The organism is Luteolibacter pohnpeiensis (genome assembly GCF_016595435.1).
Classification (GTDB): Bacteria; Verrucomicrobiota; Verrucomicrobiia; order Verrucomicrobiales; family Akkermansiaceae; genus Luteolibacter; species Luteolibacter pohnpeiensis.
Genome location: NZ_JAENIJ010000073.1, coordinates 1 through 4,461 on the forward strand (window position 1 = coordinate 1; position 4,461 = coordinate 4,461).

The 4,461-nt window shown below is 53.0% G+C and carries 4 protein-coding genes and 1 pseudogene; 3 read left to right on the plus strand and 2 right to left on the minus strand.

All coding sequences use genetic code 11. The features are described 5' to 3' along the window. Positions 1 to 1,004: phage protease (locus JIN85_RS19760; RefSeq protein ID WP_200274088.1), on the minus strand; the 1,004-nt coding region annotated here is incomplete at its 3' end. A 178-nt stretch (positions 1,005 to 1,182) separates the two neighbouring features. On the opposite strand from JIN85_RS19760, the gene JIN85_RS19765 reads away from it, so the two are divergent. From JIN85_RS19765 to JIN85_RS19775, 3 genes are all read left to right on the plus strand, one after another. Beyond that, on the plus strand, positions 1,183 to 2,181 hold the full coding sequence (locus JIN85_RS19765) for an SDH family Clp fold serine proteinase (RefSeq protein ID WP_200274090.1): 999 nt from the start codon (positions 1,183 to 1,185) through the stop codon (positions 2,179 to 2,181). A gap of 108 nt (positions 2,182 to 2,289) precedes the next feature. Beyond that, positions 2,290 to 2,931 (plus strand): TauD/TfdA family dioxygenase, encoded by a 642-nt coding sequence (locus JIN85_RS22390; RefSeq protein ID WP_200274092.1) that lies wholly within the window; start codon positions 2,290 to 2,292, stop codon positions 2,929 to 2,931. Then, on the plus strand, positions 2,921 to 3,829 hold the full coding sequence (locus tag JIN85_RS19775) for a hypothetical protein (RefSeq protein ID WP_200274094.1): 909 nt from the start codon (positions 2,921 to 2,923) through the stop codon (positions 3,827 to 3,829). The genes JIN85_RS22390 and JIN85_RS19775 overlap by 11 nt, the downstream gene beginning before the upstream one ends. A 32-nt stretch (positions 3,830 to 3,861) precedes the next feature. On the opposite strand, the pseudogene JIN85_RS19780 reads toward JIN85_RS19775, so the two are convergent. Continuing rightward, a pseudogene (locus tag JIN85_RS19780) lies at positions 3,862 to 4,461 on the minus strand (hypothetical protein); the annotation flags it as partial.

Consider the following 4,461-nt stretch of genomic DNA (forward strand, 5'->3'; position numbering starts at 1 on the left):
TCACCGGCGGCAACCAGTTGCTTCGCCCGGGCCTCGACGTTGGTTGCGCCTGGCACATCCTGACCCGTAGCGCGGACGATTGGCCGTTCGATTGGATCGGTTGGGTTCGCTTCAGCGGCTTCGATCCGCTCGGTCATGAACTTGATCGCAAGCGCATTCTCCGACTCAGCGGCTTGGACGTATTCAGCCTTTTTGACCTCGTCTTTCGGCGCGGCAAGACCAGCTTTGACGGCGCGTTGGAAAAGGGTTTCGCCTTGTTCCTTGCGTCCGTCGGCAAGCTTCGCCTCGGCGGCTTGTAGCTTGGTCTTCAGTTGATCGCGCTCGGTGGTCACATCAGTGAGCGATGCCTGCACCGTGCGCAGGGTTTCCGCATCGGATCGCATCGCGGAGACGCGCTGACGGGCGAGAGTTTCCGCGTCGTCGCGGGCTGCTTCGGATTGATTGAGGAGGCCGCAGGTGGCGAGAATGAGAAATTGGCTCATGGGTGTGATCGGTTGTTTCGGTTCTTGAGTAGGAGCCGCGTCACTTGCGGCGATACGGGGAATTGTCCGGAAAGCCGGGTTGTTGCACAGGGTTCCGAGTGGTCCCCGGCTCGGCAGGCCACCTGGAGTGCCGTCTTCGTTGAGCAGGAACTCCGGCGAGAAGTAGGAGAAATCCTTGCCCTCGATCGCTTCCCGTCCGGCACGGGTCCAATCGAGCGCCATCACAATCCCCTTGCCCGCCTCATACCGAAACGAAGCCGGAATCCCCGCCGCCGGGCCACGGTGGTTGTGGTCGAAATCGATGATCGGCCGGACATTGTCCGCCAAGCGCCGGGAAAGATCAGCCTGAAGTGAGGCAGCGATCGCGGCTCCACGCTGAGGCGGCACCTTCACGGTGATTTCCTTCGGCTTGCCATCGACTGTGGGATGGATCGCGTGTTCGCCTTCGGGGATGTAAACAATTTCAGTCGGAACAGCGTCCGGCAACGGCTGGAAGGATGCGGCAGAAATGAGAAGCTTCACGCATCCAGCGAAGACTCAAGGATGAGGAAACGTCGATTTGCGGGAGTGGTCCCATTGGCTCGACAGTGCGGGAGAGTAAAAATCAGCATTCCCCGGTTTTTGTGGAACACATAAGGAAATATCGGCTTGATATTCAATATGAATCAGAACTAATTACGCTGTTCGCTAAGAAGTGCCAATGGCTACAAAGAAATCACAGATCCCCGCCCCGCCCTCCGAAGAAGAAGTTGATGCCTCGTCTGAAGAATCAATTTCAGATCAGACTGCAGCCGCCAAGACTCCTGAAGACCCATCAACAGTGATCATACAATCGCTTCTAGGTAAAGACCGGAGTTCAATCGAAAATGTATTAAAGGAGCAGATTCCAAAGGCCCTTGATTTGCTATGGGAGAAATTTGATCTTCCTGATTATAATCCATTGCTATTCTTGGATCAATCAAATCAGGTCAGCGAAGATCATGCTGACCAAATTTATTCCTCTTTGTGCCGCTTCGATGATCCTCGAAATATTCTTCTAATTATAGGAAGTCGTGGCGGCAGAATCGAACCCGCCTATTTGATTAGCAAGAACTGCAAAGCTGTTTCCAAAGAGAGGTTTGTTGCGGTCATACCGAGGCGGGCAAAGTCTGCCGCTACTCTAATTGCTTTAGGGGCCGATGAAATTCACATGGGTTCAATGAGTGAACTCGGTCCCATTGACCCCCAGCTTGGCCATATTCCTGCGATGTCGCTGACCAATGCACTGACGACAATAGCCAAGATGGTAAGTGAGCACCCTGGCAGCTCGGAAATGTTTGCGCAGTATTTAAAGGGTCAGTTAGATTTGGGCCTCCTTGGATATTTTGAGCGAATCAATGAGTCCGCGATTCAATATGCATCGCGCCTACTCCATGGCAAGACGTTAGGAGCCGGTCGAACACCTCAGGAACTAGCGGATCATCTAGTTGGACACTATAAAGATCATAGCTTTGTAATTGATAAAGATGAAGCTATCGAATTGCTTGGTGAGTCAATTCTCAAAACCGGAACTCAAGAATACATGTTCGCAAATGAAGTCGATCAGCAGCTGCGATGGATATCAAGGATCGCAAAGGTGTTCCAAGGGAAGGTCGTAACTTTTGTCGGATCTTTTGATTCCTGTGTTCGCATCAGGGACGCAAACGACTCTGACAAATAAAAGAAGCGAACAATCCGGCTCGTCCAACGACGGGTAACGTCCTTCTTTTAATTCAAGGTTTCCTCTCCGCCGTAATTACCTATACCTTGTGACAAGAATCTATACCTCATGAAGTGGCGCGATAGACTAGACTCCGAAGGTTTCCTAATATGTCCCGGATTCGACTACGAGGACTTGCTCGACTTGGCGATTGAGCTCGGCAGCCCAGTCGCGGAAAGCTCTTCAGGCGATTTAGTTCGGATCATTTCGCCAGGTCAGACAGCGAATAATTCAAACTCTCTTTCGTCCCGCTATGGTATGGCCGCATTTCCCTTCCACACTGAATCTGCATATTGGCGCGTCCCACCACGATACTTGATGCTTCACTGCATTAGTCCAGGACACGGGAATCGGCCTACGGGTTACATTGATACCGCTCCCCGCCTCAGCTCTTTGGGCGCGATTCTCGAAAGTGCGCAATACCGAATAAGGCGCTCCACTGGCTCATTTCTCGTTCGTTGCGTCGAACGAACTGAAACCGGTATTCGAGTTAGGGCAGATGCCGAGTGCATGCTCCCGATGATGAAGACACGAGATCCTCTCAACGAGTTCTTACTCCCTGGGCTCGACGACACCGCCACATGGCACAGTTGGACTTCGAACGATCTTCTTATCCTCGATAACTGGCGAATGATGCATGGACGAGGTTCAGCAACGAATCTAGATCCTGACCGAAAGTTAGCCCGTATTCTTGTAGCCAATGAACACTAAATGGAACCCTGACCAGTATTTCGAGAAAGCATCGCTTTACCTTCAGCGCTCCGCGAGGCCGGATATCGAGTCGTCGGAAAGGGCGTTTTGGTCGGCGCTCGCGTTGGAGCAGTTGTGTCGCGCATCGCTTTGTGCGATTTCCCCAACCCTGAACGCCGACCCCCAAGATGAGGGGGCATCTATACTGTTCGCGCTCGGCTACAAAGGGAAGAAGGCTCCAAAGACACTGCCAATGCATGCGGTGACAGCCCGCCTCGAACTGGTTCTTGAAAAGTTCACCAAGGATTCGCGGCAGTTCTGCGAAGGATTCATGTTCAAGCGGAATGAGGAGGTGCACGACAGTACATTGGCCTTCGAAGACTTGGCCGAGGCGTCATGGCTTACGCCCTTCTATGTTGTTTGTGAGGTGCTTTGCGAGGCCGTCTCAAAGGATCTCGCGGACCTCCTCGGGAAGGAAACTTCTGATACGGCTGCGAAGCTAATTACAGCCCACAAAGAAGATGTCTTCGGGAAGGTCAAGGAACACATCAAGAATCATCGCGCGGTATATTACGCCAAGGACCCAGGCGAACAGAAGAAGCTCTCGTCGAAGCTCCCACTAATACATTCGGACGAGTATGGCAACACCAAACGAGTAAAGTGCCCAGCCTGCGAAAATACAGCATTGCTTGTTGGCACGCTATCGGCCGAATCCGAACCCTTTCTTCGAGACAGTCGGATGTACGTGAAGCGAACCTATCAATCAACATCATACATATGTGGTGCTTGTGGCCTGAAGTTTACCTCGGTATCGGAACTTATGGCCGCTAACTTTGATCCGACGTTCTCGGAGGAATTTGAAATTGATCTCCACGATATACTCCAGATGGACTACGAGGAGGACTACATGAACATGTGAATGGCATAACAAGATACCACCACGTTGAAGGATCACCTGCCATCGCGCCGTGTCTGCAGGTAAAATCGATCATTATCCTCAATGACCCTCGCCCGCTCTTCCCCGGTTGCCCGCAATTCTGCAAGCAGTCGCCGCTTGATCTCCGGGTCCATCTTGGACGTGCTGGCGGATAAGCCCTCATTCAGGCCGGGTTCCGGCTGTGGAGATTCTGGAGGCGGCGGTGTGCTCTGCTTCGCGAGCATCTTCTCCCATTCTTCGAGCGTCACGTCTTCCTGATCCACGCCGGAGTTGAAGCCATACGGTCCCCAAGGCACGGCAAATCCTCCGATCTTTGGATCATTCATTTCCTGCGCCCACCATGGATCGTCCTTGTGGCGGATCTCGCCGAGGTTCGCTTGATGCCTCGGGCGTGGCTTACTCACTCCCCTTTCCCGGATCAGCCTTGCAGCTGGGTAGGCAGCTTTGACTTCCGGAGATTGGCCCTGCTTCCATTTTCCGTAGCCGTAGGCCTGCCGGACGTTGGTGTCGAAGATCAATCGCAACCGCGCCTCGCTCTTGATGTCGGTAATGTCCGATTGCTCGGTGTTCCACATTTCCTCTTCGGTCGCCATGCCTTCCTCGATCATGAACTC

Bases quoted from the DNA above. Each gene is read 5' to 3' on its own strand.
- JIN85_RS22390 (WP_200274092.1), top strand. From the start codon at position 2,290: ATGAAGTGGCGCGATAGACTAGACTCCGAAGGTTTCCTAATATGTCCC.
- JIN85_RS19775 (WP_200274094.1), top strand. From the start codon at position 2,921: ATGAACACTAAATGGAACCCTGACCAGTATTTCGAGAAAGCATCGCTT.
- JIN85_RS19765 (WP_200274090.1), top strand. From the start codon at position 1,183: ATGGCTACAAAGAAATCACAGATCCCCGCCCCGCCCTCCGAAGAAGAA.